The sequence below is a fragment of the Massilia sp. 05N420 genome (assembly GCF_056397205.1).
In genome coordinates this window covers 1-506 of sequence record NZ_JBFTMX010000153.1, presented here as the reverse complement: position 1 = coordinate 506, position 506 = coordinate 1, and the positions used below count along the sequence as shown (strand labels likewise).

1 protein-coding gene is annotated in these 506 nt (G+C 56.4%); it reads left to right on the top strand.

Features of this window, described 5'->3' with window-relative positions:
* Nucleotides 1-151: 151 nt before the first annotated feature.
* Nucleotides 152-506: hypothetical protein (locus AC1DIX_RS27735; protein ID WP_477328553.1), on the top strand; the 355-nt coding region annotated here is incomplete at its 3' end.

The following is a 506-nucleotide window of genomic DNA, read 5'->3' as shown; positions in this document are numbered from 1 at the left end:
GACCAGCAGGACGCTTATGCTTGCCCATCGCCGCAYGTTGCACGACGACCCGATCACTTTCGCGCTGCGTGATCGCAAGAGCTGGCTGGTAGGATTTTCCATCATTGCCGTCATCCTTGCCGCCCGTTGAGACACGCCTGTGGATAGCCAAGTGGTGACCCGATCTCGCAATCCCCTCGTCCGCATCCTAAGCTGGCACCCTTATTCAGTGGTTTTGCTGGCAACTGTGCTCAGCTTTCTACGCACCGGCTATCTGCCAATCGATAACAACAACGTCTATCATTTGCCGATACTGATGAATTCGTTCGCGCTGCCGCAGTTTGCCAGTGATCCCTTCATCCAGTCACTGCAGCACTTTTCGTCCGGTTTCTGGATCGTCTTCACCGGCGCTGGAGAGATCGTCAATCCCAAACTGTTCCTGGCGTTTTGGCTCGCCGCAACGCATCTTTCGCTGCTCGCTGCCGCGCTGCATCTGGCGCGAAGCTTCGGATTCCACGAAAGACGGG